Annotated in this window: 28 protein-coding genes; 10 read left to right on the top strand and 18 right to left on the bottom strand. The window is 58.2% G+C overall.

The genetic code is table 11. The annotated features are described in order from the left end of the window. Positions 1-11: 11 nt before the first annotated feature. From ACOYXE_RS08155 to ACOYXE_RS08190, 8 genes are all read right to left on the bottom strand, one after another. Entirely contained in the window at positions 12-800 is a 789-nt protein-coding gene (locus ACOYXE_RS08155; protein WP_460928616.1) for an ABC transporter permease, read from the bottom strand. After that, positions 797-1,600 carry an ABC transporter permease gene (locus tag ACOYXE_RS08160; RefSeq protein WP_460928618.1) on the bottom strand — a complete coding sequence of 268 codons (804 nt, stop codon included), beginning with the start codon at positions 1,598-1,600 and terminating at the stop codon, positions 797-799. Before ACOYXE_RS08160 ends, ACOYXE_RS08155 begins: the two co-directional genes overlap by 4 nt. Beyond that, a complete protein-coding gene (locus ACOYXE_RS08165) occupies positions 1,600-2,586 on the bottom strand; it encodes an ABC transporter ATP-binding protein (RefSeq protein ID WP_160057770.1) in 987 nt (328 codons plus the stop codon). Before ACOYXE_RS08165 ends, ACOYXE_RS08160 begins: the two co-directional genes overlap by 1 nt. A gap of 81 nt (positions 2,587-2,667) precedes the next feature. Further along, complete coding sequence (locus ACOYXE_RS08170; RefSeq protein WP_405123826.1) at positions 2,668-3,510, bottom strand: hypothetical protein; 843 nt, start codon at positions 3,508-3,510, stop codon at positions 2,668-2,670. A 49-nt stretch (positions 3,511-3,559) separates the two neighbouring features. Further along, positions 3,560-4,207: a class I SAM-dependent methyltransferase gene (locus ACOYXE_RS08175; RefSeq protein ID WP_160057768.1), complete on the bottom strand. Its 648-nt coding sequence runs from the start codon at positions 4,205-4,207 to the stop codon at positions 3,560-3,562. 36 nt (positions 4,208-4,243) lie between these two features. Beyond that, on the bottom strand, positions 4,244-5,386 hold the full coding sequence (locus ACOYXE_RS08180; RefSeq protein WP_460928621.1) for a PQQ-binding-like beta-propeller repeat protein: 1,143 nt from the start codon (positions 5,384-5,386) through the stop codon (positions 4,244-4,246). Further along, on the bottom strand, positions 5,380-5,814 hold the full coding sequence (locus ACOYXE_RS08185; protein ID WP_160057766.1) for a VOC family protein: 435 nt from the start codon (positions 5,812-5,814) through the stop codon (positions 5,380-5,382). Before ACOYXE_RS08185 ends, ACOYXE_RS08180 begins: the two co-directional genes overlap by 7 nt. Further along, positions 5,811-7,064, bottom strand: a complete 1,254-nt coding sequence (locus ACOYXE_RS08190) for a tetratricopeptide repeat protein (protein WP_460928624.1) — start codon at positions 7,062-7,064, stop codon at positions 5,811-5,813. Before ACOYXE_RS08190 ends, ACOYXE_RS08185 begins: the two co-directional genes overlap by 4 nt. A gap of 770 nt (positions 7,065-7,834) precedes the next feature. Between ACOYXE_RS08190 and ACOYXE_RS08195 the strand changes: the two genes are divergently transcribed. Beyond that, positions 7,835-9,808 carry a GTP-binding protein gene (locus tag ACOYXE_RS08195; RefSeq protein WP_405123828.1) on the top strand — a complete coding sequence of 658 codons (1,974 nt, stop codon included), beginning with the start codon at positions 7,835-7,837 and terminating at the stop codon, positions 9,806-9,808. Positions 9,809-9,811: 3 nt separating this feature from the next. Here ACOYXE_RS08195 and ACOYXE_RS08200 read toward each other — a convergent pair whose 3' ends face one another. From ACOYXE_RS08200 to ACOYXE_RS08215, 4 genes are all read right to left on the bottom strand, one after another. Further along, on the bottom strand, positions 9,812-10,780 hold the full coding sequence (locus ACOYXE_RS08200; protein ID WP_160057763.1) for an aldo/keto reductase: 969 nt from the start codon (positions 10,778-10,780) through the stop codon (positions 9,812-9,814). 103 nt (positions 10,781-10,883) lie between these two features. Then, positions 10,884-12,230, bottom strand: a complete 1,347-nt coding sequence (locus ACOYXE_RS08205) for a glutamine synthetase family protein (protein ID WP_160057762.1) — start codon at positions 12,228-12,230, stop codon at positions 10,884-10,886. 21 nt (positions 12,231-12,251) lie between these two features. Further along, positions 12,252-12,809: a helix-turn-helix domain-containing protein gene (locus ACOYXE_RS08210; protein WP_160057761.1), complete on the bottom strand. Its 558-nt coding sequence runs from the start codon at positions 12,807-12,809 to the stop codon at positions 12,252-12,254. Positions 12,810-12,834: 25 nt separating this feature from the next. Further along, the gene (locus tag ACOYXE_RS08215) at positions 12,835-14,124 is read right to left on the bottom strand and encodes an NAD(P)/FAD-dependent oxidoreductase (RefSeq protein ID WP_460928628.1); all 1,290 of its coding nucleotides are present in this window, start codon (positions 14,122-14,124) and stop codon (positions 12,835-12,837) included. 209 nt (positions 14,125-14,333) lie between these two features. Here ACOYXE_RS08215 and ACOYXE_RS08220 point away from each other — a divergent pair, with 209 nt between their 5' ends. Beyond that, on the top strand, positions 14,334-14,684 hold the full coding sequence (locus ACOYXE_RS08220; RefSeq protein WP_160057759.1) for a hypothetical protein: 351 nt from the start codon (positions 14,334-14,336) through the stop codon (positions 14,682-14,684). After that, complete coding sequence (locus ACOYXE_RS08225; RefSeq protein ID WP_460928630.1) at positions 14,681-15,373, top strand: hypothetical protein; 693 nt, start codon at positions 14,681-14,683, stop codon at positions 15,371-15,373. The genes ACOYXE_RS08220 and ACOYXE_RS08225 overlap by 4 nt, the downstream gene beginning before the upstream one ends. Positions 15,374-15,375: 2 nt before the next feature. Here ACOYXE_RS08225 and ACOYXE_RS08230 read toward each other — a convergent pair whose 3' ends face one another. Next, a complete protein-coding gene (locus tag ACOYXE_RS08230) occupies positions 15,376-16,281 on the bottom strand; it encodes a hypothetical protein (protein ID WP_460928632.1) in 906 nt (301 codons plus the stop codon). Between the two features lie 265 nt (positions 16,282-16,546). On the opposite strand from ACOYXE_RS08230, the gene ACOYXE_RS08235 reads away from it, so the two are divergent. Beyond that, entirely contained in the window at positions 16,547-17,899 is a 1,353-nt protein-coding gene (locus tag ACOYXE_RS08235; protein WP_460928634.1) for a hypothetical protein, read from the top strand. A 15-nt stretch (positions 17,900-17,914) separates the two neighbouring features. Continuing rightward, complete coding sequence (locus tag ACOYXE_RS08240; protein WP_160057755.1) at positions 17,915-18,706, top strand: dienelactone hydrolase family protein; 792 nt, start codon at positions 17,915-17,917, stop codon at positions 18,704-18,706. Positions 18,707-18,792: 86 nt separating this feature from the next. On the opposite strand, the gene ACOYXE_RS08245 is transcribed toward ACOYXE_RS08240, so the two are convergent. Both ACOYXE_RS08245 and ACOYXE_RS08250 read right to left on the bottom strand, forming a co-directional pair. Beyond that, positions 18,793-20,121 carry an ATP-binding protein gene (locus tag ACOYXE_RS08245; protein WP_460928636.1) on the bottom strand — a complete coding sequence of 443 codons (1,329 nt, stop codon included), beginning with the start codon at positions 20,119-20,121 and terminating at the stop codon, positions 18,793-18,795. Further along, positions 20,118-20,840, bottom strand: coding sequence for a response regulator (locus tag ACOYXE_RS08250; protein ID WP_460928638.1), 723 nt, complete (start codon positions 20,838-20,840; stop codon positions 20,118-20,120). The genes ACOYXE_RS08245 and ACOYXE_RS08250 overlap by 4 nt, the downstream gene beginning before the upstream one ends. A gap of 147 nt (positions 20,841-20,987) precedes the next feature. Here ACOYXE_RS08250 and ACOYXE_RS08255 point away from each other — a divergent pair, with 147 nt between their 5' ends. From ACOYXE_RS08255 to proP, 3 genes are all read left to right on the top strand, one after another. Beyond that, the gene (locus ACOYXE_RS08255; RefSeq protein WP_460928640.1) at positions 20,988-21,299 is read left to right on the top strand and encodes a hypothetical protein; all 312 of its coding nucleotides are present in this window, start codon (positions 20,988-20,990) and stop codon (positions 21,297-21,299) included. Beyond that, complete coding sequence (locus ACOYXE_RS08260) at positions 21,299-21,958, top strand: DUF3313 domain-containing protein (RefSeq protein WP_460928642.1); 660 nt, start codon at positions 21,299-21,301, stop codon at positions 21,956-21,958. Before ACOYXE_RS08255 ends, ACOYXE_RS08260 begins: the two co-directional genes overlap by 1 nt. Positions 21,959-22,196: 238 nt before the next feature. Further along, on the top strand, positions 22,197-23,699 hold the full coding sequence (gene proP / locus ACOYXE_RS08265; protein ID WP_116030251.1) for a glycine betaine/L-proline transporter ProP: 1,503 nt from the start codon (positions 22,197-22,199) through the stop codon (positions 23,697-23,699). A gap of 14 nt (positions 23,700-23,713) precedes the next feature. On the opposite strand, the gene ACOYXE_RS08270 is transcribed toward proP, so the two are convergent. Next, entirely contained in the window at positions 23,714-24,601 is an 888-nt protein-coding gene (locus tag ACOYXE_RS08270) for a LysR family transcriptional regulator (protein ID WP_460928644.1), read from the bottom strand. A gap of 98 nt (positions 24,602-24,699) precedes the next feature. On the opposite strand from ACOYXE_RS08270, the gene ACOYXE_RS08275 reads away from it, so the two are divergent. Beyond that, a complete protein-coding gene (locus tag ACOYXE_RS08275; protein WP_460928646.1) occupies positions 24,700-25,365 on the top strand; it encodes an NADPH-dependent F420 reductase in 666 nt (221 codons plus the stop codon). Positions 25,366-25,414: 49 nt separating this feature from the next. Then, positions 25,415-25,540 carry a hypothetical protein gene (locus ACOYXE_RS08280; protein ID WP_460928647.1) on the top strand — a complete coding sequence of 42 codons (126 nt, stop codon included), beginning with the start codon at positions 25,415-25,417 and terminating at the stop codon, positions 25,538-25,540. On the opposite strand, the gene ACOYXE_RS08285 is transcribed toward ACOYXE_RS08280, so the two are convergent. Continuing rightward, on the bottom strand, positions 25,541-26,107 hold the full coding sequence (locus ACOYXE_RS08285; protein WP_311886841.1) for a hypothetical protein: 567 nt from the start codon (positions 26,105-26,107) through the stop codon (positions 25,541-25,543). Position 26,108: 1 nt separating this feature from the next. Beyond that, complete coding sequence (locus tag ACOYXE_RS08290; RefSeq protein WP_460928650.1) at positions 26,109-26,897, bottom strand: DUF2092 domain-containing protein; 789 nt, start codon at positions 26,895-26,897, stop codon at positions 26,109-26,111. Positions 26,898-26,913: the final 16 nt, after the last annotated feature.

Consider the following 26,913-nt stretch of genomic DNA (forward strand, 5'->3'; position numbering starts at 1 on the left):
CGGCTCAAACGCTAGCTGCTGGCACTGCTGTAGGAACGCAGCGCAAACAGCCAGAACACCCGTGACAGACAAACAAACGCGACGGCAAAAAGCAGCGCGCCCATGACCTCCTGCCAGCCGACCATGCCCATGGCCGCTGCTACCGGGACATTCGAAACGAAATACACCGGGACCAGAAACGTCAGGATCATGCGGATCGTCTGCGGAAACGCCGTGACCGGAAACCGCGCGATCTCCATGAGCGTGTAGCTGATGATCCAGACATCACCAATCTTCACAAACCAGATCGACAAGGTGCAGGTGATCAGAAACAACGAGTAGAAGATCGCCACTCCTGCCGCCATCAACCCCAGAAACGCCGCGAGATTGCCCACCCCTAGCGCACCTTCGCTGTGCATCGCATACACAACGACCGCAAGCCCGATCAATACACGAGGCAGTTCCCAAAGGCTGACTTTCGAGCATGACACCAGAAACTGGCTGTCGACCGGGCGCACCAGCATGTAGTCCAGATCCCCGGTGCGCACTTGCTCCGACAGCGCGTGCAGGCTGGGAAACAGCCAGACCTCAAGCAAACCTTCCAGCACCAGGGCCACGCCGAACAGCGCGAGTACCTGATGCAGGTTCCAGCCCCCCAGACTTCCGACTTCGCTGAACATGGCATCGAGGAAGTACAGCGCCAGGAGCATCCCGACCACCGTGTTCAGGGCATTGGTGACGGCATTGATACGAAATTCCAACTCCGCAAGCATCGAATGCCTGATCAGGGCCAGCAGCACTTTCAACGGTCGCAGGTTCATATGCCGGCCCCCGAAAAACGCTTCAACCCTTGGCGCCACAGCCTTCGGCGCAGCCCCACCAGCAGCACCACCCAGAACAGCTGCACCGCGAAACCCTGCAGCAGATCGCCGTCGGCCGCCTTGCCGATCAATACCTTGACCGGAAAATCCAGTGAGGCAGAAAACGGCAGCAACGCCACCAGATGACGGGTCGCTTCGGGAAACAGGTCGACCGGAATCAGCATCCCGCCCAGCACCGTGTACATCGACCAGACCATTGCATCCAGCGCCAGCGAATTGGCCATCCAGAACGCAAACAGGCCGACGCAGTAATAGATATGGAAAATAATGATCCAGGCCAGCACCAGCGAGACGAGGAACAACGGTAATCGCCAGGCGACCGCTGCCAGGTCGATGGCAAACAACGAGGCCCCGATGCAGAACACGGTGATGACGATCGGTGCGCGCACCACCATCTGCCCCAAATGCTCCGCCACATGAAACCAGAAAGGTGCGACCGGTTTCAGCAGGCGACCGGACAGCGTGCCTTGGCGGATTTCGTCGTTCAAAACGAAGATGACCCATACGGCAGTCAGCTGTCTGACCAGATAGATGCCGAGGAAATACGCTACGAAATCACTGGGCGCATAGCCGCCGATGACCTTGTCCCGAGACAGCTCCCACCAGATCATCATCATGAACAACGGTGCAACGCCGCTGATCAACCAGACAAACAACTGCGCCCGGTAGACCACCGTCACCAGCACGCTTGTGCGCAGCAGGCGCCCGGCGATGCCGGGCCACGAAGCCAGAGCAACCATCACGCGTGCTCCTTTGGCAGCAACAGGCGCGGAAACGCCTGCTCCAGGGATGGCGTCTGGATCGAGATGTCCGTCACCGGAAAGTTCGCCAGCAGTTGCGCCACGGTGGCGGCGAACTGCTCTTCAGGCACCAGCAGCTCGGCGCTTTCACTGTCCAGGCTGAGCAGAGTGCCGTAAACGCTCAGTTCGTCGCTGCCGACTTGCGAGGAAAAGCGCAGGCTGACCTGGCGTTCGTTGACGTGCGCCTTGACCAGTGCCTGACGTGCGCCATCGAACACCACGCGTCCTTGGTCCAGCACAATGACGCGGTTGGCCAATGCCTCGATGTCCGCCATGTAATGGGAGGTGAGAATGATCGTGGCGCCAGACTCGCGGTTGTACTCGAGGAGGAATTTGCGAATGGCGACCTGCATTTCCAGGTCAAGGCCGATGGTCGGCTCGTCGAGAAACAGGATACTCGGGCGATGCAGCAGCGAAAGAATGAGCTCGCATTTCATCCGTTCGCCCAACGACAGCTTCCTGACTGGACGCCGAATGATGTCGCCGGCGGACAGCAACTGGCACAGCTCATCGATCCGGCGCCTGCATTCGACAGGCGCAATATCGTATAGCGCACCATGAAGATGGAAGGACTCCAGCGCCGGCAGATCCCAGGTCAACTGCTGCTTTTGCCCCATGACCAGCGCGATCGACTTGAGAAACTCCGCGCGCCGCTTGAACGGGTCATGGCCCAGTACCGAGAGGTGCCCTGCGCTGGGTCGCACGATACCCGAGAGCATTTTCAGCGTGGTGGTCTTGCCCGCGCCATTACCGCCGAGAAAGCCAACCACCTCACCCGCGTCTATCGAGAAGGAAACATCCGTAACAGCCGGCACGTACGTCTTCTCGCGACGAAAGTAACGCAGCAGGCTGCGCGACTGGTCATCACGGGCCCGGTAAACTTCGTAAACCTTGCTGATACCACACAGCTCGATTGCTTTTGACATACCTTTCCTTGAAATCCCGCATCCTTCACTTCAGTCAACACGCCAGCATGTAGCGGTGGCGATCCCTGTATGTTGGCGTACTCAGCCACGGCGAGCCAGCAGTTGATCGTGATGGGCTTGCACAGACAAACCGTCGTCGATCACCAGGCAAACCGCAGGCACCAGACTCGATTGCGCCAACAGGCCGAGGCCGAGTACTTCTTGCAGTTTGAAACCGGCCGCCAGCAGCGTCGCCTTCGTCCGATCGACGTCAACCGTGATCAGGTGCACCAGACACGGCGCCGCCATCAGCGCGGTCGACGCGTTGCCAGGTAATGTCTGACGATCAAGAAAGGCCAGACGCTGCTGGCCGATCATCAAGCGTCCCGGCTCCATTGCGATGCTGATCCGGTCATCCAGGTGTGTGAAGTAATGGTGTTGTTCCTGCTCGGGCCGGGCACAGAGCAAGGACACCCCGCCGAGCGCAAACAAACCGTTATCCGAGACTTGAGTGGCAAGGTCGCCACCGATGCCGCGCACGTACTCGATGAGCGACAGACTGACATCGTCCGTACTGCCAGTGGGTACGTTGGCGATCAGCCAGGCCGGCGCCGTCTCCCCCGCCGGAGCCTTGGCCGACATGGACAGGGCCGCGCGTTGCGACGGCAAAAGGCACGCCAGATGTGCCACCAGATCCGTTGAACACAGCCAGATTGAACAACCTCGATCGCTCCCATCCAGATTGCCCGAGCAGAACTCCAGATACCCGCCACTCAACCGGAAGAATGCGCTGACGCGGCCATCATCGTGACGCACTTGTCGCGTATGCGCCGTGAAGCCTGCACGGGCAAACTGGCCGATGACCTCATCGAACAGGCCTTGCGACACAGGGTAGACGACGTGATCCAGATGGGAAATCACCGGCGCCTTCCCGGCAACGCGCATGGCTCACCCGCTACACCTGGCGACCGCGGCAATGGTTTTTTGCGCTGCGTCACGCGGCTACGCCTGTCGAGGTTTTTGTACCTCGGGTGCACAGCGTTACGCCATGCTCTTGCACGCCACCACTTTTTTCCTCTTGGCTGACACCTTGCAGGCCCGCCGCTTTGAAGGCTTCGAGGTATCGGCTTCGTGGCCAGCGTGTCAGCTTGACCTCCAGCTCTTGCTCCCATCCCTGCGACTCTTCGCTTTCTTCGTAATAGTCCACCATGACAATCAGCTCGCCACCGGGCGCCAGCAGGCCGGCGGCTTTTTCGATGGCGGCGGTGATGTCTTCGAAGTAATAGAACACCTCCATGGAAAATATCAGATCAAACTGCATGCCCGCCGGCGGCTGCCAGTTCATGAAGCTTTCGACATCGATGTCGACGTTGTCGTAGTTCTTGACCTTGGTTTGGCAAATAATCGCCATTTCCTGACTGAGCTCCACAGCCCGGCAATAGCCGTTGGCAAACTTCGAGCGGGCCATATACTCCAGGGCATATCCGTTGCCCGGACCGATCTCCAGGTAGCGACCTGTAGAGGGTTCAAGCGCGGACAATACCGGTTCGACCCGCGCCCAATGCTCGCGGGCCATGTCCACCGCGCCATCCTCGATGGCCCATTCGTCGAAGAGCGTCTCGACTTCCTGTTCGTGACTCATCCAACACTCCTGTTTACTGCCGGGGTTCGATCCACGCTAGCGGATCCATTGATAAAAATGCACAGCGTTACGGTGCGAGCCAATCACCAGGTGCCCATCATCCGTGAGCAACGGCGAGGAATGAAATCCCGTGTCGTGCTCCAGTTGCCACAAGGTTTGTCCGCTATGTTGGGCCAGGCAGTGCAAGCGCTCGTCGGTGCCAACGAACAACGCGTCGCCGCTTGGCAGCACGGTAAAGGGTGTGTAGCGGAATTCGCAGGCGAGATTGACCCGCCACAACATCTTCAGGCTGTGCAGATCAATGCCGTACACGTGACCGTCATTGCTGCCGACATACGCCACACCTTCGGGCGACAGGCTCGGGCAGGACACCACGAAACCGTCGGTGTGAAATTGCTGCAGCACCGTGCCGTCGGCAGCATTGAAGACAATGATCTTGCCGTCGACTTCGGTGCCGATGATCCCGCGTCCCGAGGCATGGTCGATCGCAGCAGTGCCTTCAAACCGGCTGGTTTCGGTGATTCTCCAGCGCTCCTCGCCTTCGGGGCTGAAGCACATCAGCACATTGTCCGTACCGACGATGACATTGCCGTTCCCGTCCAGTGCCGGTGAACTGTAGAGGTCGTCCTCAACCTGATCGTCGAAGGATTGCTTCCACAGCAACGTGCCCGAAGCATGATCGACGGCGTAGAGCGTATGGTCGTAGCTGCCGGCGTAGACGATATCCCTGGCCGAGTCGATGGTCGGGCTGGCGTGAAACGGCCCCTGCGCCTGAAACGTCCACAGGCATTCGCCGTCACGGGAGATGCGACGTAGCAGATGGTCCTCGCAGCCCACGACGAAACTGCCGTCTGCCGACACGGCTGGCGAGCTGTAGACCGGTCCCTGAGTCGCAAACCGCCACTGTGGCTCGCCGTCACTCAAGCGTACGCACTGCAAGCTGTTATCCCAGCAGCCGAACAGAATCCGGTCATCAGCGATCCTGCCGGGAATGCTCCAAACCCTCTCGTCGCAGGACACCGTGCGTTGAAAAGTCGGAGGAGCCTGCCAGTCCTTGTGCGAGCTTTCCCGCCAGGGTCTGTGACTGCGCAGCGCCTGGTTGTTTTTGTACCAGGTGCTTAGCAGGTGCTGCGCATACACCGTTCCGGGTGCCGCGCGATCCGCGGTAGCGCTCAGCATGAGGTGTACCTGGCACTTTCGATACCGCCGCCGTACTTCTCGGAAATTTCGACCTTGTAACCGTTAGGGTCAATAAAATAAACGGAACGTGAAGAATGATATTGAACTTCATAGTCTGGCAGCAACTTGACGCCATGATCGCGAAGTTGCGTCAATACTCGATCAAAGTCCTCCACCAAAATCCCGAAGTGAGTAATTTCCAGTCCGTCGTTTTTTACGCCGCGACCTTCTGCATATTCATGCATGCATAAATAAAGTGTTTCATTGGCCCCGATCGTCATCCAGCGAGTAAATGCGCGAATACCCACTTCCTTGACTTCGAAGCCAAACACTCGCGCATAAAAATCGCGACTCTCTTCAATGTCAGCGACGTCCAGTTGAATATGATCGACAGCGACTATCCTGATCTTGTCGAGTGCGACGCTCATTGGACTAACCCTCGATATTCGTCGGGCAATATACCGTCAGCATGCCAGCGGTCGATGCAGGACTTGAAGTAAGGCAACTGTTCTGAAACATGTTCTCGGGCTACCCCATAACCGGCGACGCCTGCGGATATATTGGTATTGTCCAGCGACAAGGTGTCCTTGAATGCCGCCAATGCCTGATCGAAGTTGCCCATTTGCTGATGACAGGCACCGATCATGTACTGCGAGTAAGTCACTCGTGGAAAACCGATATCGTAAGCTTGCTGGTAACGTTGCAACGCACGCTGCCATTGCTGATCCTTGACTTCGATCTCGGCAGCCTCGTGGTAGGAGATGCTCCAGTGGGGATCGTAGGCGATCAACTCGTCAGCCACCTGGCGGGCGCTCTCGATGTCGCGGGCGACATAGAGCATTTCCTTGAGCTTGGATTCATAAACAGTCTTGCGCGCTTCCCTTGCCGGGATACTCGCGCCTTTTTCACCACGTATGACGGCATCGGCATATTCTTCGGCCAGCAGCATGTATTGCCGCGTGGTTGCCACATCGCCCCGGGCTGCCGGCACCATGGCCAGTCCGCGATAGAACGATGACAGCGAAACCAGATCCACCGGCGCGTCGCTCGAGGCAATCTGCCGGGCAGCCTTTTCGCCAGCGTCGATGAACCATTTGTTCAGCTCATCATCGATGGAGTCGCCTTTCAATTTCCAGACAATCGCCTGCGAGCAAACGTCCAGAACCCGCGACGGTGGCATACGCTGAGCCTGCAGCAATGCTTTGAGCGCAGTGAAGTCTTCCTGATGCGATGTGGTCATTTCAAGACGGTTCTGGATGGCGAACCGGGTCAGATGAAATGTCACACGCTGGTCGGGAAACAGTGCCTCGTAAGGGATTTTCGTCAGGACCTGATTGGCGTAGCGGTACCTGCAACTGGCGGCCAGACATTGCGCGAGGCTCAATTTCTGCACTGGCGGGGCCCACTCCAGCATGTCGGCCAACCACTTGACCTTGGTCACCGGGCCATCCATCGGGTAGGAAAAAAACTCCAGTTCGTCGACACCTATGGCGTGGCGCTGCGCCACTTCAATCAACGTCGAGGGTTCAAGCAGTTGAGGCACCCGATAAGGCACCTCATCGAAGTTCTGTTCCGCCAGCCCCGCACACACGGAGCGCGACCAATTCGTCGGATGAGCGCCTGAGTCATCATAGAAAAACACGGCGCGCGAAAACGCATCGTCCAATTTGCTGTGCATATCACTTTCCCTAATGACATGTAGAAACTGCGCTGTCGAGATTAAATACGGCCGAAGCAACGCTTCGGCCGTACCTCACAAGACACCGGTATCTTGTGTACAGCGGACAATCAGAGGATGAACAGTGCCGAAAGAATTCGGTTCTGTACGCTATTGAACTTAATCATGTTGAAGCTCCTTTTTTGAAAGTATGCATGGAGTATCCATGCGATTCCGTTACTTCATTCGCAGCCAAGTCTTTCAACACGACCGGAATAAAAGTTACCGCTTCTCAGAGGATGAACAGCGCCGACAGCATCCGATTTTGTACGCTTTGATATTTGATCATTTCACTATCTCCATGTGATTTAAAGTTTGCTGCAAATTGCAGCGCCGTAAGATTTAGCTGTCATCCGAAGATACGTCAAGAAAGTTTGTGAAAGGCACTTGCCAGGTTAAAACGAACCTTCTAGTTAGTTCCAATGGCGTTTTTCGACGTGTATCAATGGTTTAAATGAAAAATAACCCGATCATGTTTTTTGCGATTTTTGACGGTGTACAGAAAGTTACCCGCCGTCGCGCCTCGCGATTTCGGCACCTTCCGCGTTGAAAGGTACAGCAGAAACAAATTGCAACATTCCGTGGTGAATTGACGCACCTGCAAACCTCAACTAGTTTAAACAACCGTCAGCGGTGGTAACTGGAAGTATCCGCCGTGAGACAGCGCATTCGAATGGAGTTCGACCGGCCGACAACCGCCTCGTCAGCCGTATGATCAGGAGCGATCAACCATGAAGTCCCTTAATCTGGGAATCCTCGCGCACGTCGATGCCGGCAAGACCAGCCTTACCGAACGGATCCTGTTCGATGCCGGTGCGCGTCTGCGCCTGGGCAGTGTGGATTCGGGCAACACCTGCACCGACAACCTGCTGCTGGAGCGGGAGCGCGGCATCACGATCAAATCCGCCGTGGCCTCGTTCGAGTTCAACCACCTGCTGGTCAATCTGCTGGACACCCCCGGACACCCGGATTTCATTGCCGAAGTGGAGCGTACGCTTGCCTTGCTGGACCTCGCCGTCGTCGTGGTGTCGGCCGTCGAGGGAGTTCAGGCGCAAACCCGAGTACTGGTCAATGCCCTGCAACGCATGGCGATACCTCATGTGTTCTTCATCAACAAGGTTGATCGCAAAGGCGCCGATTTTCTGCGCGTTCTGGAGGCTCTCGAAGTACAACTCAAGAGTCGCCCGCTGGCCTTGTACGCTGTGCACGAGACCGGAACGGCGCAGGCGACGGTCGAGCGCATTGACCCGGCGTCAGCCGAGGTCACTTCACAGTGGCTGGACGTGTTGTGCGAACACGATGAGACGTTGTTGCACGACTACGTGACGGCGGCGCAAACAATCGACGGTTCGCGTCTTGAGCAAGCAGTGCGCGAGCAACTGGGCAGAGGACTGATCAATCCGGTGTTTGCCGGGTCCGCCATTACTGGAGTAGGTGTCGCACAGATGATCGAGACGCTCACGCGGTTGGCCCCGGCCAAATGTCACGATGCCGAGGCGCCCGTGCTCGCCTCGGTATTCAAAATCGACCGGGGCTGGGGTGGGCACCGGCGTTTTCATGTTTGCGTCCAGGCCGGCACGCTGCACGTACGCCAATCAATCGAGACGCCGCAAGGCACCAGCAGAATCACCGCCATTCAGGTCTCCGAGAGCGGCGGTCTGCAACCGGCAACCCTCGCCCGCGCAGGCCAGATCGCTTGTATCAGCGGGCTTGAAGGCGTGCGCATCGGTGATCGGATCGGCGCGTGCAAAGAACGAAACACCGCCTCGCACACCTTTACCCCACCGGCGATCGAAACCCATGTTTCAGCCGCTTTGCCAGCGCAGACCAAAGCCCTCTGGGAAGCCTTGAGCCTGCTGGCAGAACAGGACCCGCTGATCGATTTGCGTCGAAATCCAGCAGGGCAAATGTTCGTCTCGCTGTACGGCGAGGTGCAAAAGGAAATCATCCAGGCCACGTTGCAAGAGGAGTGCGCCATAGAGGCGGTCTTCGAGGAAAGCTCGGCGATCTGCGTTGAAACCCTGCAAGCGCCTGGTCAAGCCCAGGAATCTATCGATGAACCCGACAACCCGTTTCTCGCCACCGTCGGTATTCGTGTCAGTCCAGGGGCCGCGGGCTCGGGGCTCACGTTTATTCGGCAGGCCCATGCAGGGCTGATGCCGACGAGTTTCTACAAAGCGATCGAAGAATCCGTCTTCGAGAGTCTCAAGGAAGGCCCGTGCGGCTGGATGGTTCACGATTGCGAGGTGACATTGACCACCGTCGACTATGCATCGCCCTCAAGCACTGCAGCTGATTTTCGACACCTCACACCGCTGGTACTGGCAGCAGCGATCACTCGCGCCGGCACCGAGGTCTGCGAGCCACGCAGCCAATTCAGCATCGAAGTGCCGGCGGCCATGAGCAGCGCGGTTCATGGTTTGCTGGCCAAGGCTGGAGCCACAATCCATGGCACCACGCTGGACGCAGAGACCGCGCGGATCGAAGGCTCGATCGTCACCACGCGAATCTACAAGTTGCAACACCAGATACCCGATGTCACCAGTGGCCTCGGTTTTATGGAGAGCCAACTGGCCACGTATACGCCGATCGCGGGTACCGCGCCTCGACGGGAGCGCACCCTGGCCAACCCTTACAACCGCCAGGATTACCTGCGGCAAGTCAGGCTGGGCTTGCGCGTCGGACGGCCGGCAAGCAGTGCCTGATGGCTATGTAACCGGCGGCTGGCTGATCTGGTTGAGATGACTGACATCGGCGGCCGGCAGGTGCAGTTGCGGGGACGCCATGATCTCGCGCAATTGCTCGACAGTACTGGCCCCCACCACGGGCGCCACCACCGCTGGTTGCGCCAGCAGCCAGGCGAGTGCCACTTGCGTACAGGTACTGTCGCAGTCCCGCGCAATCCGACGCAGTGATTCAAGGATCTGCCAGTTGCGCTCATTGAAGTAGTCTCTCTGTACACCCGGCGCGCGCGGAGAATCCGGCAATCCTGCCTGCGGGTGGTACAGGCCAGACAAAAAGCCCTTGGCGAGCGGGTTGTACGGCAGCAGCCCGACGCCCTCTTCCACGCACAATGGCTGCAGTTCGGATTCGACTCGACGCCGTTCGAGCAGGTTGTAGCGCTCTTGAACACTGACATAGCCGACCAGTGCGTTGCGCTCGCTGATCGCCAGTGACTTCATCAGGCGCCAGGCTTTGAAGTTGGAGCAACCGATGTAACGCACCATCCCCCGCTGCACCAGATGTTCGAAGGCGCGCAGGGTTTCTTCGACCGGAACGTCATCGTAGTCATCATGGGCCTGATACAAATCGATGCAGTCGACTTGCAAACGCGCAAGCGAACCCTCCACAGCCTTGACGATATGTCGCCAGGAAAGCCCCTCGTCATTCGGCCCGGCCCCCATGCGCCCGGAAACCTTCGTTGCGAGCAATACCTGGTTGCGGCTGGCCGTGGTTTTCAACCAGCGCCCGACGAACTCTTCCGAGGCCTTGCCACCGACACCGTCGCCCAGGACCGGGTAGACATCCGCCGTGTCGATCAGGTTACCGCCCGCTTCCACATAGGCATCGAACAAGCGGCGTGAAGTAGGCTCATCCACCCACCAGTTGCATTGCGCGGTTCCCATCGCAATTGCGGAAACCTTGAGTCCCGAGCGTCCCAGTCGTCTGTAGTTCATGATCAATATCGCCGTCCCTGTTACGAAGCTTCCATGATGTCGCGGGGCAGTATAGTGGAGTCGCGGCGCCTGCCCCCTTCAAGGCTGACTGCTTTTGCAGGTGTCACAAATACCACCGATACTCCCGCGCACTGATGTCCTGCATGAACGCCAAATGATCCTGGCGTTTATTCTCGCAATACACATCCACAAACTCTGCCCCCAAGCCCTCACGCAACTGCGGCTGATGCTGCATCGCGCGCACGGCCTCGAACATCTCTTTGGGGAAATCGATCCCGCTGTTGCGGTCTTCATTCAGCGGTACGATCGGTTCTTTGCCCGACTCCAGCCCGTGTTCAAGCCCGACCAGAATCGCCGCCAGCACCAGATATGGATTGGCATCCGCGCCCGCCAAGCGATATTCAACCCGCAGGTTTTTCGCGTCCGACTCGGGAATCCGCAGGCACGCATCACGGTCTTCAAAACCCCAACTGGCCTTGGTCGCCGTATTCACTGTGCCGCCCAAACGGCGCATCGAGTTCTGGTTCGGCGCGAAGATCGGCATGCTGTGCGGCAGCAATTCCAGGCACCCGGCGACCGCGTGGCGCAACGCCTGTTGCTGATTCGCGGCCAACAGATTATTTCCCTCAGCGTCGTAGAGGCTGACATGCACATGCATGCCGCTGCCCGGATGCTGCAAGTACGGCTTGGCCATGAAACTGACGCGATAGCCGTGTTTAAGCGCAACACCGCGCGTGCTGCGGCAGAACAACGCTGCCCAATCCGCCGCACGTAAACCGTCGTCGAGATGGCCGAAGTTGATTTCAAACTGGCCGGGGCCAAGCTCAGCGGTAATCACCGTGGCGTCGATGCCCTGCGCCCGTGTGGCTTCGACCATGTCATCCAGCACCGGCGCGAAGCGTGAAAGCCGCTCGATGTGCAGGTTCGGTTGATCATCGGCGTCGTCAGTCAGGTCGTCGCGGGGGAATTGCGGCAGGCCGTCGCGCAGCTTTTTGTCGAACAGATAGAACTCCAGCTCGAACGCCACCACCGGGTGAATGCCTTTGCGTGCCAGACGCTTAAGCACCTGCGCGAGGACTTCACGCGGTTCGAACTCGATCGGTTTTTCAGTGCCGTCGGAAGTGATCAGCATCTGCCCCAGCGGCTGCGCTTCCCAGGTCACCGGCGTCAAGGTGCCCGGCACCAAACGGCGCACGGCATCCGGGTCGCCATCGTTGAAGCAGTAATCGCCAATCGGAAACAAACCACCCTGCACGCCCAGCAGTACGCAGTTCTGCGGCAACTTCAGGACGCTGCCAGCGGCGACTTTTTCGAGCATGTCGACTGGATAACGCTTGCCGTAAAAGTGCCCGGGAATGTCCAGGGAAATCAGGTCGACATAACGCACCTCGGGGTAGCGTTGGCGAAAGGCACGCACTTCGGCGAGCAGGTCAGCGCAGACAGCGTCCATCGTGTTCATCCTTTGTTGTGATCAGGTGTAGACCCAGAGCACGCGGGTCAGCTGCTCGGTTAGGTTGCCATAGCGGCACCGGGTGTGGCTGTCGAACTGGAAGCTGTCGCCGGCCGTCAGCGTGGTCGGTTCTTCGTCGTCGCCCAACCATAAAGTCAGTTCGCCTTCGAGGACGTAACCGCCCTGCTCCGAACTGTCGGTCAGATGGCGATCACCGCTACTCGCGCCGGCTTCGAGATGGCTTTCGAGCATGGAGAACGAGGCGCGGATCTGCGGCGATACCAGAATGTCGGTGATGCCGTTGGCGTAATACAGCGTGCGGCGCTCGTCCGGGCGCGTCACCCACGGCAACTCCTTGGGCTTGGGCAGGCTATAGAAGTAGGTGGTCGGCACGCCGAAGGTTTCGCTGATTGCGGTCAGGTCTGCCACCGTCGGCCGCGACAAACCGCGCTCGACCTGCGAGAGAAAACCCACTGAACGGCCGATCTTGTCGGCCAGTTCCTTGAGGGTCCACTTCTTGTGCTTGCGCAGGTCGTGGATAAGGATCGCCAGCGCGGCGATTTCTTCTTGCTTGTTCATGGACGCGATTCCGAAAAAAGTCTCATCAAATGCTGTCGCGCAGTCGATACCAGGCCTTGCCGATGGCCTCCAGCGGTGCAGCGAAATGCTTGCCACCGGGGAAGCTGCCATTGCTCAAGCCCTGATACAACCCCAGTTCATCCGCGTCGCCAAGAATCGCATCGGACACCGCGCGTGCGGCGGCCAATGTCGGCAATACGCCGTGGCCTGAATAGCCTTGCAGCCAATAACGATGGTCCGCGCCGCCGACATCCGGCGTGCGCTTGATCGTCAGGTCGATATGCCCACCCCAGGCGAACTCGATGCCGACACCTTTAAGCTGCGGGAACACCCGCTCGAGAAACGGCCGCGTCGCCGCCGCAATGTCCTTGGGCATGCCACCGAGATACGTGCAGCCGCCGCCAAACAACAAACGGTTATCCGGCGTGCGCCGAAAGTAATCGAGGACGAATTGGTTATCGGTCACGCAGACATTGCGCGGCAACAGCGCCGTGGCCTGCTCAGGTGTCAGCGGTGCGGTGGCGACCTGGTAAGTACCTACTGGCAGAATGCAGCTGGACAGTGGCGGGTCGAGTTCATCGAGATAAGCGTTGCACGCCAGCACCAGCACATCGGCGCGCACCGAGCCGCGCTCGCTGTTGACCCGGAAACCACCGCCCTGCTCCTGATAACTCAAGGCTTTGCTTTGTTCATGGATACGCCCGCCGGCTCGTTCGATGGCATCCGCCAGGCCCAGTGCCAGTTTCAGTGGATTGAGGTGCGCGCCCTCAGGATCGTAAAGCCCGGCCTGATAGCGATCGGTGGCCACCCATTCCGGCAATTGTTCACGAGGAATGAATTGCAACACATCGTGGCCCCACTTGTGGCTGGCCTCATGTTGCCATTCGCGGAGCAGACTGACCCGCCGTGGTATTACCGATGTCCAGAGGTGCCCAGGGCGATAATCGATATCGAAGCCGTGACGACCCGGTAATTCACGCAATTCCCGAGCAGCCCAACGCATGCCGTCCCACAAGCGTTTCGCCCGCTCATGACCGAGCGCAGCTTCCAGCGGCGGCATATCGCACGACCAGCCGAGAATCGCCTGCCCGCCATTGCGCCCCGACGCTGCCCACGCCACGCGACTGGCTTCCAGTACCGTCACGCGTTTGCCAGCCAAGGCCAGACGCAGCGCCGTGTGCAGGCCACTGAAACCGCCGCCGATGATCACCACGTCGGCGTCATGTTCAACGTCCAGAACAGCGCGATGGCGCAGAATATCGGCGCAACTGTGGGCGTAATAGCTGTCGACGTGCTGGCTGGATTGCAGGAACATTCGCGACCTCATGAAATTATCTTTTTATAATTTCATGAAAATTTATAGAGATATTTTCACCAAAGCAACTCTGAAATCATGGACGGACGATGGTCCAGCCACGCTTAGGGAATACAGCCAGTCATTCGTAAGCAAAAAAAATTGCCATCACTTTGACAGCAACCAAAGTCGAGGCTAAGCCTTATGCAGGTTCAAGGATGGAGAAATGAATGCGCCTGACAGGGATATTTCTTGCGGCCTGCCTGACCAGTGGTTGTTCCGTTGTCACTGTAAAGGGCGCTCAAACGCAGCAACGCTTCATCAACATCGGCCCGGTCAATCTACAGACCGACATGCCTGCGCGAGCCATTGTCACCAGCGCCTTCGGTGTCGGTGCCACCAGCGTTCAGGGCACCAACAATATTGGTTACCTGAATCAGGAAGTTGTTGTTATCCCCTCCCCATCCTCCTGCAACCTGATCCTGATCGTTCGCGACCACAAAGAAATTGAAAACATCAAAAGAGCATTGGGTGAAACCATCAACCACGTGTGCTCGAACTCTGCAGAGGTCTCCCCTTGAAACGCTATCTTGTTCTTTCGCTTGCACTGGTCGCCACCGGCTGTACCAGCAAAACACCTTTGGTCTTCGTATCGAAAACATCCGTGGGTGTAGAGGTCTCAGCTCCCGGCACGGGCACCGGAGAGTTCGTAGCGTCGATTGGCGTGAATACGCTTGATGCGGCGTATGTTCCGGTTGTCGAACGCATCAAAAACGGAACCTCTGAATCAGTCCACGAGGTGAAATCTGGCGAGTCGTTAACCGAGGAGCAGCGTGCAAACCTTGCAGCTTTCCTGGCTAATCAGATCAGTATCGAAAAAAACAACATCAGCGCCGCCCAAGCAACGCTTGCAGGGAAGGTAACGCCTGAAACACGGGAACAAGGCGAGAAAGCTATTAACGAGGCAAACCAAAAGATCCAGAATCTGAGTGAGGACTTGAGCAACGTATTGAGTCGGGTTGACGCTCTTTCCGTGTTCTCGGCATTCGACTCAAACACACTCCTGCGAGCAGACGCTGCGGACCAGGGAATAGGCAAAGTGTTTGCCACCGGGTTGGCGGCACAGCATGTGGCTCGAAACTTTAGTCAACAAGCCCAGGCACAAGCGAGCTGCAAAGATAAAATCGCGCCCACTGTGGCTAAACTGGCGGAGGTAGGCGACCAGACCAACAGGGACTACGCGATCAAATTACTGGAAGCTTGTGAATAGCATCAGAGTGCCTTTAAAAGCTTTTTGAGGAATTCATTGATTTCACTATCGGCGATCTTGGTATTCAGGCTATCGCACAATTTATCGTTCTTTTTCCAATCAAAGGTGGGTGATCCGCTTTTGATTGTGATGACGACCGTTTTGTCTGGATCGTCCCCCTGAGCGGCCTGTTGTGCGATCTCTTTGGTAAAGGCATCCAGCGCTCGTGGGTCCGGCGCTGCATCGGGATGACCACTGGAGAGTGCAGCAAACAGTGATTTCACATAGGCGTTGTACTTTTCGTAGTGTCCGTTGATGAAAATTGCATCGGGATCGTCGCCGAACAACGAATCCAATAAATGTCCGAATGCTGGACCGTATGCCTCAGGCGGTGTGCCTTTCACATGCGCAAAACTGTCACCAAATGCATGAATCAGAAAACCTAACTGCCAGTCCGAAACTCCAGAATCGGATTTCACGGCGTCCTCTATCATTTTCTTTAGGCGCACTCTGCGCTCATTGACCGCTTGGGTATCTCCCCCGTGCAAAGAATGAAGTCCATCTACGATCTGCTGCCGATAGGACCACAACCCGGGTGTGACTCCATATATGGAGACGGGCACAGCGTTTAACTTCCATAACTCCTGGTCGGGAGTCTGAGTAAAGCAGGAGATACGTTGTAATTTATCGAGATCGTGATACCCCGCCAGATAAGCAACGTAACCTGCTGTGTAAAAATGGCCATCCTTTGCGAAAAACACGCTGGCTGCACCGTCGACGGTCTTTGCGTTAATCGAAGTGTCGGAAGCGGGTTTTGCCTGGAGAGCTTTCAAACTATGAATCTGCTGTGTCTGGGAAAGGCAGCCTGCTTGCAAAACTAACGCGGCAAACAATGGAATTGTTCTTGCGAGCGTTTTAAAGGGCGTCATCTCATGCATCCTTGCTGTGGTTTACAGCGATAAGTTGCTCTGAACATTAGTACAAGTTTGCGATAAATGCGGTCCGTCCCGCCGATCACCGCCTCAGGCCATTGCGTTCAGTTGCCGTCCGCCAACGCACTCAGCCGGTGATTTCCGTGCAGATTTCAGCAGTCAGCGAGACTCTTCGACGTACTCAGTCATTACAAAATGCCAGCATGCAGACCAAAACCTTCTACTCTGCAAATCAGGACGCAACTTATAGAGGACGTTAGCAATGCGCGCACTCATTACCATCATTGCTTTGGGCCTGATTCTTCAGGGTTGTGCCCCACTGAAACAGTACCACCCTGCTCCGCCCTACTTTAAAACCTATGATCTCGACACTCCTCTGGCCTCCTGCCCGAATGACAGCGCGAAGAAGGCAGGCTTTCAGCATGGGTTCATCGAGTTCGACGAATACGGCAATCTGTTGAACCCTGACGCCTTCGAAAGGCAGATGGCCGACATCAGGGCGGTCAACGGGCCACTTCTACTTGTGACGTACTTGCATGGCTGGCGACACTCCGCAGCGCCAGATGATGACGATGTTCGTGAGTTCAAGCTGGCAATGCGCAACATCGCCGCCATGGACGGTTGCAAACGTACCGTTGTCGGGCTGTACATGGGCTGGCGGGGCCAGGTATTTGCGTGGAACTCACCGCTGGATCTGATTACGTTTTGGGATCGTAAACAAACAGCGCACAGCGTCGGTAGCGGAGCAGTCACCGAGGTGTTGCTGCGCCTGGATAAAGAACGCGTTCGACGCAATGACAACAGCCAACTGCAAGCAAAGAGCAACACGCAGACCCGCTTGGTATTCATTGGCCACAGCTTCGGGGCGGCAGTGCTCTATACAGCGCTTGCACCGATTCTGATCGAGCGTTTCACGCAAAGCAGTGGTTTCGATCCAGCCAACGACCTTGCGACCACCGGCTGCGAGAAAAACCCGCGGGAGCCTCTTAAAACGGTTGGTGATCTCGTGGTATTGATCAACCCGGCATTTGAGGCGATGCGTTTGGCGACCTTGCAGAAGATGAGCATGGGTTGTCATTACACCGAACATCAAGCACCCGCTGTGGCAATCGTAACCGGGACCACTGACCTTGCGACGAAGTGGGCTTTTCACATTGCACGCGCGCCCAGGGCAAGATTTCAAAAATACACGGACGATGTCGTTGAAGGTTATTCCGCCAATTCGACAGCCGTCGGTCACTATGAGCCTTACCAGACCCACTTTCTTTCTTCGCCAACTTTTTCGCCTGACAACGCTGACCGGGAAACTTTCAACGGTTGCGAGCAATACATCGACCCCCTCAAATCTGACTTGCGCATCAGCCTGACAACGCTTTCCACTTCAGAACCGTCGCGCACAGTCCGTTTTACATCGCAACAGAAGCAGATTGACGGTTCGCAGAAGTTCTTTGATCTGCATCTGGAAAAAAATCCGCAGCTGAAAAATTCTCCAGACCACAATCCGGTACTAAACGTCAAAGCTTCCGCTCCGATCATTAATGGACACGGAGGGATTTACAGTTGCCAGCTCATGACGTTCATCGGTGGCCTGATTACTCAAACGATAACCAACTGAGTCTGGAGATCAGCAATGGACATGAGTGAATATCAGTCTTTTGATTTTGAGCATTCAGACTACACGCATACCGTCTATAAAAAGGGCGACGGAGCTCCTGTCCTGGTCATGCATGAACTGCCGGGGCTGACCCGCGATACCCTGCGATTCGCCGAACGGTTGATCAGCGCCGGTTTTCAAGTCTACTTGCCGCTGTTGTTCGGGAAACCGGAAGAAACGGGGTGCTTGGTCAAGGGGCGCCTCCATTGCATCAGCAAAGAATTTGCGTACCTCAAAGCCGGGCGCAGTGCACCGGTCAGTGACTGGTTGCGAGCGCTGGTACGAAAGCTGGGCGTTGACCATGGCCACCAACGTATCGGGGTCATTGGAATGTGCGTCACCGGTGCATTCGTGATTCCACTGATTCTCGAAACCAATGTGGCCGCCGCAGTCGCTTCCCAGCCAGCCATACCCTTTAAATTCAGGTACTGGCTAACGGGCCGAGGCAAAGGTCCGTGGATGAGCGAACTGAACATTGCCGATACCGAACTGGAGGCGGCAAGCCAGGCTGCCGCGACGAGAGGCTGCGCCGTGCTCATTCAGCACTTCAGCGATGATCGACTGTGTACGCCGGCGCGGATCAATCGACTTGGACAAGCATTTGCTGCGACCGGCGTTGTTTACACATACGCCCCACCAGCAGATGGTCGTAGCACCCATCATGCGTTACTGACGTACGAATACGATTCGGCGAAAGCCCCCACGCCAAACCATCCAACACGAGTGGCTTTAAAGCGTGTGATTGATTTCCTGCATGCTCATTTATAGGGAAGAGCATTGTTCGACAGCAAAAAACCTCCGACGGATCTGCGCGGGCGCGCGGGCCCGCAAGAGATTGTCGGAACTATCCGCATCTAAATCGGTAATTCCACACGAGCCACCACTCCCCCAGCGCTGTGATTACTCAACGTCAGATCGCCGCCCTGTTCTCGAATGATTGCCCTGGCTGCCGAAAGCCCCAGCCCAACACCGCCCGTGTCTCGATTGCGTGAGGTTTCCAGGCGCAGGAATGGGTCGAACACACGCTCCAGCGATTCCTCGGGAATGCCGGGCCCCTGATCAATGACCTCAATGCGTATCGCATAGGCATCACTGCGCAGGGAAATGCGCGGGGCACACGCGTACTTCACGGCGTTTTCCAGCAAATTGACGATCACCCGTTTGATCCCCAGCGGCCGACCCTCGTACACCAGATGCGCCGGGCCTTCGAAATCGACATTGATCTGCTGGTCACGGTAATCATCAACGATGGTTTGCAGCAGCTCCGACAGATCGAACGCAGTGGTCTCCTCGCGATGCGTGTCCTCACGGAAGAACGCCAACGCAGCGTTGATCATCGACTGCATCTCTTCAACGTCACGAATCAGTTTGCCCTGATGATCGAGGTCTTCCATGAATTCGCTGCGCAAGCGCATGCGGGTCAGCGGTGCACGCAGGTCGTGGGAAATCGACGCGAGCATGTGCGTGCGCTCGGCGATGAAATGCTGGATCTGCGCCTGCATGGTGTTGAAGGCGATGATCGCCTGGCGGATTTCGTCGGGGCCTTCGAGCTTGATCGGCGGTGCGCGCAGATCGGTGCCGAAACGTTTGGCGGCACGCGTGAAACGCTGCAGAGGGTTGGCCAGTTGCCGGGTGGCGACCCAGGCGACGAGCAATGTGGCAATCAGTCCCAAGGCGATGACGATCGCGATACGCACGCCAAATTCCAGGCCCCAGCTGCGCTCCGGCGGGATAAATGACAACCAGCTGCCATCGACCAATTGCACGACGGCGGCGTAATGCGCCTGGGGACTGCCGTTCGGCCAGTCGCCTGGGCTGAACACCTCGATTTTTCGATCATTGCCCAACAGTTGCTGCAGCACCGGCACCCTGCTCGCTGGCAGGCGAAGGCCGTCATTGGGCAGATCGAAGTCGGCGCGCTGTGCTTTCCACGACACTTGCAGCATGGCGCTGCTCGCCGCTGCGGCCAGTTGCGGGCGCAGGTTGGCCGGGGCGGCTTCGATCACCCGCGAGGTCGCGGCAATCTGCTCCAGCAGGCCGGTGCGTTCGATCGGCGGCCGGGCCCAGATGCCGGCGACTTGCACGAACAGCGCATTCAACGCCAGCGAAGCGACCATCGCCGCCACGATGGTCAGGGCGATGTGCCGGCGCAGAGTGTCGCCGCGCCACAGTCGGCGGATCACGAGCGAGTGACCTTGGCCGTAAACAGATAACCGCCGTTGCGCACTGTACGAATCAGGTCCGGGCACTTGCTGTCCGGTTCGATCTTGCGGCGCAAGCGGCTGACTTGCACATCGATGCTGCGATCGAACGCGTCATGGCCGTGGCCGTGGGTCATATCGATCAACTGCTCGCGGGTCAGAATGCGCTGTGGATGGTCGAGGAACACCACCAGCAAATCGAACTCGCCACCGGACAGCGGAATCATCACGTTTTCCGGGGAGCGCAGTTCGCGGCAGGTGATGTCCAGATGCCAACCGGCGAAGCCGATCACCGGCCGCGAAGGTTCAACCGTTTGGCGCTGTTCGCCGGCGCGACGTTGCAAGGCACGCACTCGCGCGAGCAATTCCTGCGGCGCGAACGGCTTGGTCAGGTAATCGTCCGCGCCCAGTTCCAGACCGACAATGCGATCGCTCAGTTCGGCCATGGCTGTAAGCATGATGATCGGAATGCCCAGTTGCGTATGCACCTTCTGGCACAGGCTCAGGCCGCTTTCGCCGGGCATCATCAGATCAAGAATGATCGTGTCCGGGCGCTGCTGCGCAATGGCCGCCCACATCGCCTCGCCGTTGGCGGCAACGTCGACCTCATAAGCATGCTGCACGAAGAACTTCTTCAGCAGCGCGAGAATTTCCACGTCGTCGTCGACGAACAGCAGTCTGCTCACAGTGACAGGATCCATGCACCAAAAAAAGCCAATCTAAAGCCATTTCGCCGCCCGGGTCATTTATTTCAATCGAGCAACATTTCTACGCGCCAGACATCAAGCGGACATCCTCCGGCAAAACCGCGCGGGCACTCTGCAGCTATTTCCAACGGGGGGATTGGCATGAAGGTATTGAACAGCAAACCGGGAATCACGCAGCACAACGGTAATCGGCCGTTGATTCTCAGCCAGCGCACCGCAGCGCTCGGCCCGGACACACCGGTGGTGTTTCAGGAATCGTGCATGGGGGTTTCCCCTGATCAAAGCACAGTGGTGCTGCGCCGTTACTTCGAGCATTTCAGTCCGACCAACGCGCACTGGGTGGAATACGTGCACAGCGTCAACACGGCTGATCTGATGAACTGGATCATGGCCCAAGGCCGATTGCACATCGAATGCTCGGACAACCTGGTGCAGAACAAGGAAGCCGTTTGATGTCGCGCATTCGTTCGCTGTCGCTGTCCATTGCCACCACGTTGAGCCTGTCGGCGTGCAGCAGCAAAACGCCGGAACACTCAGGCTTTCTGCATGACTACAGCGTGTTGAGCGAGCGCCAGTCGCCGTCCGGTCAGCCCGTGTTGGCGTGGGTCAGCCCGGCCCTCGTCCGGGGTCGATACACCCAGGTTTATCTGGCGCCGAGTCAGTTCTACCCGAGTGCCGAGCCGACGCAACGGATTCCTCTGAGCACTCTGTCCGGCGTCACTGACTACTACGATGCGGCGCTGCGGCTGGAATTGAGCAAAGTGCTGCATCTGGTCAGTCAACCCGGGCCGAACACCCTGATAGTGCGCCCCGCTATCACCCAAGTGGCGACCAGCACTCAGGGTTTGCGCTTTTATGAGTGGTTGCCGGTCACCCTCGTCGCTGCCGGTGTGAGCACCGCCACCGGCATCCGTGATCAGGACAGTGAAGTCGCCACCGAGGTGTCGTTCGAGGACGGTTCGACTGGCGAAGTGATTGCCGAAGTGGTGCGCAAAGGCACTGGTGTGCCGCTGGAGAACGACCAACAGGTGTTGACTGCCGACGACGTCAAGGTGGTGCTGGATGGCTGGGCCAGCGACCTGCGGCAATCGTATACGGCCATCCGCCGGTAAACACATTTCCCCTTCTTGATCGTTCCCACGCTCTGCGTGGGAATGCAGCCGGGGACGCTCCGCGTCCCAACAAGATCGCAGCCTTCGGCAGCTCCTACAGGGAAAATCAGGGTGCGCCAGGAAAAAAAACGCCGGGCAGTGAATTATTTCGTGTCCTCATGTATCTGAGCCAAAGAGTACGCGCCATCAAAAAGATGGCATCTACGCGGCACGATGGATCAGCAAAGAGAAGACCCGGATGAAATCACGCAAGAAAACCGTCAAGCCGATCGGCCTGAAAGACATCACCATTGTCGACGACGCCAAGATGCGCAAGGCGATCACCGCCGCCGCACTCGGCAATGCCATGGAATGGTTCGACTTTGGTGTCTATGGCTTCGTCGCCTATGTGCTCGGCAAAGTGTTCTTCCCCGGCGCCGACCCCGGAACGCAAATGATCGCCGCGCTGGCGACGTTCTCGGTGCCCTTCCTGATCCGACCGCTGGGTGGTCTGTTCTTCGGCGCATTGGGCGACAAGTACGGACGGCAGAAAGTCCTCGCCGCGACCATCGTGATCATGTCGCTGAGCACCTTCGCCATCGGCTTGATTCCGTCCTATGCCTCGATTGGCATCTGGGCGCCGATCCTGCTGTTGCTGGCAAAAATGGCTCAGGGTTTCTCGGTCGGTGGCGAATACACCGGCGCGTCGATCTTCGTCGCCGAATACGCGCCGGACCGCAAGCGCGGCTTCCTCGGCAGTTGGCTGGACTTCGGCTCGATTGCCGGTTTCGTCCTCGGTGCCGGTGTGGTGGTGTTGATCTCGACGACGCTCGGCGAAGCCAAGTTCGAGGAATGGGGCTGGCGTCTGCCGTTCTTCCTCGCCTTGCCACTGGGCATGATCGGCCTGTACTTGCGTCACGCCCTGGAAGAAACCCCGGCGTTCCAGCAGCACGTTGAAAAGCTTGAACAAGGCGATCGCGAAGGCCTCGCCGGTGGCCCGAAAGTTTCGTTCAAGGAAGTCGCGACCAAACACTGGCGCAGCCTGATGACCTGCATCGGCGTGGTCGCGGTGACCAACGTCACCTACTACATGCTGCTCACCTACATGCCGAGCTACCTGTCGCACAACCTGCATTACAGCGAAAACCGTGGTGTGCTGATCATCATCGCGATCATGGTCGGCATGCTGTTCGTGCAGCCGGCAATCGGTTTCATCAGCGACAAGATTGGCCGTAAACCTTTCATCGTCGTCGGCAGCATTGGTTTGTTCATTCTGGCGATCCCGGCCTTCATGCTGATCAACAGCGGCAAGATCGGCTTGATCTTCGCCGGCCTGCTGATGCTGGCCGTGCTGCTGAACTTCTTCATCGGCGTCATGGCCTCCACGCTGCCGGCGATGTTCCCCACGCACATTCGCTACAGTGCGCTGGCGGCGGCTTTCAACGTTTCGGTATTGATCGCCGGCCTGACCCCGACCGTGGTGGCCTGGCTGGTCGAAAGCACCAACGATCTGTACATGCCGGCGTATTACCTGATGGTCATCGCCGTGGTCGGTCTGGTCACCGGTGTAACCATGAAGGAAACCGCCAACAAGCCGTTGCGTGGTGCCGCGCCTGCAGCGTCCGACCTAGAAGAAGCCAAGGAACTGCTGCAAGAACACCACGACAACATCGAGCAGAAAATCGAAGACATCGACGCTGAAATCGCCGCACTGGAAGCCAAGCGCAAGGAACTGGTTCAACAGCATCCGCGAATTAACTGAGCCGGATGCCGCGGTCAGGCAAAGCGCCTGACCGCGGCATCGATGAACTGACGAACCTTCGCGGTCTTCTGTCGATGCGACGTGTACAGCAGATGCATTTGTCTGCTCGGCGCTTCGAATCCCTCCAGCAACCTGACCAGCTCACCTCTGCACAACGCCGGCTCAAGAAAATCGGCAGGCCCCAGCACAATCCCGAAACCATCTACCGCCGCTGATAACAACGCCTTGCTCTCGTTGACGTGTAAGCGACTGCTGACCGGCACGCGCTCGACCTGCGCACCGTTGAAAAACGACCACTCGTGATCGGCGGGCCGCGACCAATAGGCATAACCCAGGCACTCATGCTGTTGCAGATCGGCGGGCACCTGCGGCGTGCCGTGTTCGGCCAGATAGCGTGGCGCCGCGCAGACGATCAGTCGATACGGAGACAATGGCCTCGCGGTCAGGCTGGCCGTCGCCAGCGGGCCGATCCGAAAAGCCACCTCAAAACCCTCCTCCACCAGATCCACGGCGCGGTCGGTCAAGTGCAGGTCGATTTCCACCTCGGGGTACTCGCGCAAGAAAGCGGTCACGAACGGCATCAGACTGTAAGAGCCAAAGCTCACCGGCGCGCTGACCCTGAGCTTGCCGCGCGGTGTGTCGTTCATGATTTGCGCCAGTGAATCAGCGGCTGATGCCTCACTGACGATGTGCTTGCAGCGCTCGTAGTAGGCCTGGCCCAGCTCGGTCAGGCTCTGCCGGCGCGTGGTGCGGTTGAGCAAGCGTGCGCCGAGCCGCTGCTCAAGGGCGGCCACGTGCTTGGCGACCATTTGCGCTGACATGTCCAGGCGTTGCGCGGCGCTGGCATACGAGCCGGCTTCAGCCGCCATCACGAAAGCCGCCATGCTGGTCAGCCGATCCATTCGATACTCCTGTTAGCGAAAGTAAGTAACGGAGTGCGATTTATCTGCATCTGATCAGGAATCATCATAGTCGCTCCCCACCTGACAGAGGACACACCATGCGCATTGGAATCGTTGGAGCCGGCTTCATCGGGCGCGCTGTCGCGCAAATCGCCCTCGCCGCCGGGCACGAAGTGATGCTCAGTAACTCACGCGGCCCGCAGACCATGAGCAGCGTGCTCGCCGGCATCACCGGCTGCCAGATCGGCACGGCCGAACAGGCCACACAGTTTGCCGACGTGGTGTTGGTGGCCATCCCCTACGAACACATCCCGAGCCTGCAACCCGCCTGGTTCGAGGGCAAAACCGTGCTCGACGCCAACAACTATTACCCGGATCGCGACGGCCACATCGCTGCGCTCGACACGTTCCAGAGCACCACCAGCCGCTTGCTCGCCGAGCATTTGCGCGGTGCCACGGTGGTCAAGGTGTTCAACGCCATTCTCGCAGCGGATTTGCTTACGGATGGCCGCCCGCATGATTCCAGCGAGCGGCGCGCACTGCCCATTGCAGCGGATGACGCGCAGGCCAAGGCGTTGGTCGCGGGTTTGCTGGATGACCTCGGTTTTGATGCGGTCGACACCGGAGGCCTTGATGACAGTTGGCGATTCGAGCGGGCAAAACCGGCCTACTGCGCGCCGCTGGACAAGTCCGGGCTGGAACAGGCGTTGGCTGCGGCCGAGCGCGAGGTCGAATTGCCGTTGGGCAGTTGGCGGCACGGGTAACGCCCGGTCGCTCCCGCGCTTAACCCTTCCGGCAGGTGGATCGAGATCAGTGCGGCTGGCACCGGCCGCACACGTCACCGTTACCGAACTGTCGTGGCTGACCCTGGCCACCGGGTTGCGCCGTGGCGGCCGAGGCATGCTCGCGCAGATGCAACCCTGGGTGCCGAAAGCCTGATCAAGGCGCGTTGACCACCACATACGTGACGTCACTGCCCTGATACTGCGGCTGGTACCAGGTCGAACCGCACTGCATATACGCGACGTTGTACTGAATCACCTGCACACAACTGCTGGGCATTTGCGCCGGGGTGAAGATCGCGCCCACCACTGCCGCAGTGGCCGCGACGGTGGCCGTCACTGCCACTGCGGCCGCTACCGGATGGTAGTGATCGTCGTAGCCGTAGCGACCATGGCCGTCGACATCAATATCGACATCGCGACTGTTGTCGATGTTGACGTTTCGGTTGCCGTTGTTGACGTTCGTGCGGTTGCCAACGTTGTTGCCGGCATTGACCCGATTGCCCGAATTGACCCGATTGCCGGCGCTGACATTGTTGGTGCGCTGCGGCGCATTGATGCGCTGCGCACGTTGCGCGTTCGGCGCCGGCGCCCGGTTGACGTTGGCGCGCGCATGTCCCTGAGCGCGTTGCCCCCGGGCATCGGCTTCGGCGACATAACCGGCGGTCAGCAGCGTGGCAGTGGCCAGCGACAACAACAGACTCCACGTCATCGACTTGTTCATGTCACTGTCCTCCCTGATCGCTGGCTTTTTTAAACGCAATCGCCACATCGCCTTTGCCCGGTTTGAAAGTGAATTGCGTGTCCGGGATGGTCGGTTTGAGGTTCCACTGATACACCGCGCTGTACTCGGGAAAGCTCTTCTCGTCAGTAGTAGTGATCACCAGTTTGCAGGGCAAAGGTTTGTCGGAACGGGTCAGCCACAATTGCCAGTCGATGCCTTCCTGGCGAAACGCCAAATGGTCGCAGAGCTGGCCCTTGATGACCGACGGCCCGACATACAGCGCGGCTTTCAAGGCATCGATCTGCGCCTGATCACTGCCGAACAGAAACAGGTCCTCCATCGGTACCTGCACACCGTAGAAGTTCTCGATCTTGTGCAGGGTTTCCGCCACGGTGGCCGGGGCGTCGACGGTGGTGTAGTACTTCAGGTACGGCGAATACTGGGTGAGTTTTTTACCGTTATAGAAGAACTCGCGGGTGCGCACATCGCCTTCGCTTTTCGCATACAGGCGATCGTGGCCGAGCACTTTCAGGGTATTGGCGGACTCGGTCTTGATCTTCTGCCCGGACTCCAGAACCGTGTCGCGCGAGACTTGGGCATCGACCTGAAATTTCGGCAGGCTGCGCAGGTAATTGCCCATGTCGATGAGCTTGTCGACCACTTGCGGGTTGATCAACGGCGCATCGTCCGTGGCCTCGGCAGTGGGTGCAGCCGGCGGGTCTTCGGCGCGGGCTCCCGGCGCGAGAACCAGTGTGAACATCAGGCAGACAATACTGGCTGTGGCTTTCATCGGTTCCGCTCCTGTC

This window comes from Pseudomonas sp. MC6 (assembly GCF_054790575.1).